The organism is Allobosea sp. CER48, from assembly GCF_044752385.1.
Lineage (GTDB): Bacteria > Pseudomonadota > Alphaproteobacteria > Rhizobiales > Beijerinckiaceae > Allobosea.
Map to the genome: position 1 here is coordinate 1 of NZ_JBIWYK010000652.1, position 1,397 is coordinate 1,397.

A 1,397-nucleotide genomic window follows, 5' to 3' on the forward strand; every position below is an offset into this window, starting at 1 on the left:
CGATGTCGACGCTCTGCTCGACGAACGCCGGCATCTCGCCGAATTGCCGGACGGCAACTGAAGCGAGCCAGGCCAGCAGCGCCGCGTGAAGGAGCACCGCGACCGGCAGGCCGGGATCGGGCATCGTCCAGCGCATGCGGATCGTCGCCGGCATCGTTCAGGCCGGATCCCGTGATGGCACGAAGAGATCGGTCCGGATTGTCCCTACCATCCGCTTGCTGCGCGCCGCTCGCCCCTGACGGGCGCAACAGCGACGATCAAGCCGACATTTTTGTGATCTCGGGCAACGGCTCCGGCTCCGCCTCGTCGCGCGACAGCTGGAAGCGCTCGAAGCGCTGCAGCTCCTCCTCGATCGCGGCCTTGAGCGCCGGCGTCTGCTGCCCTTCGAGCCAGCTCCATCGCTGCACCAGCAGCTTGCCCGCCGCGCGGTCAGTCTTGAGATCGAGCACGGCGACGATGCGCTCTCCCGCCAGAACCGGCAGGCCGAAATAGCCATAGACCCGCTTTTCCTTGGGCAGATACGCCTCGAAGGCATGAGCGTAGTCGAAGAAAAGCTTCGCGCGCCGGCGCTGGATCATCAGCGGGTCGAAAGGCGAGAGGATGTGGACCAGCGTCTCTTCCGGCGCCTCGCCCTGTTCCAGCGAAGGCGGCGACGCCCAGTGCTGCGCCTTGCCGGCGCCCTCGACGGCGACCTCGACGAGTTCCTTGCGCTTGACGCGGGCCGCGATCAGCTCGGCCACCGCCTTCTTGCCGGGGGCATCGAGATGGCAGGCGGAATCGAGGCTGACGAGCCCCTGCGCCCGCAAGGCCCGGTCGAGCTTGTAGGCCGTGACCTGCCGTTCGCTCGCAGGGGTCGGCTTCTTCTCCCACTGGAAATGCCTGTCGAACAGCTCGTAGGTCTTGAGCATCCCCGAACGGGCCGCGATCGCGAGCTCGCCGTCGTAGAAGGCGCGCTCCAGCAGCCCCTTGGAGGGCTTCTTGCTGGCCCAGAGATGCGCCTTCTCGATCAGCTCCTCGTCGATGTCGCGAATGGTCAGCGCGCCATCCCTGCGGATCCGCCGGAGGAGCTTGCGCGCCTCCTCACCCGCTCCGACGGCCGACCAGCGCTTCGGCTCCTCGCGATGCGCCTTCATCGCGGGCAGAAAATAGCGGATGTCGCGTGTCGGCACGTAGGCCAACGCATGCGTCCAGTATTCGAAGACGCTCTTTTCGATCGCCTGGAGATGGGCGAGGTCACTCCGGCGATAGCCGGGAATGCGGGCATAGAGGATATGGTGGTGGCAGCGCTCGATCACGTTGATCGTGTCGATCTGGACATAGCCGAGCTGCTCGACCGCGGCCCGTGCCGCCGCCGGACCTGCACCGAATGGCGCGCGCGTGTCCAGCCGCTGGGCGCG

The 1,397-nt window shown here is 66.9% G+C and carries 1 protein-coding gene; it reads right to left on the bottom strand.

The genetic code is table 11. From position 1 onward, the window contains the following. Positions 1 to 257: 257 nt before the first annotated feature. A partial coding sequence (locus ACIPIA_RS16305; protein WP_400511020.1) for a DNA glycosylase AlkZ-like family protein occupies positions 258 to 1,397 on the bottom strand: 1,140 nt, incomplete at its 5' end.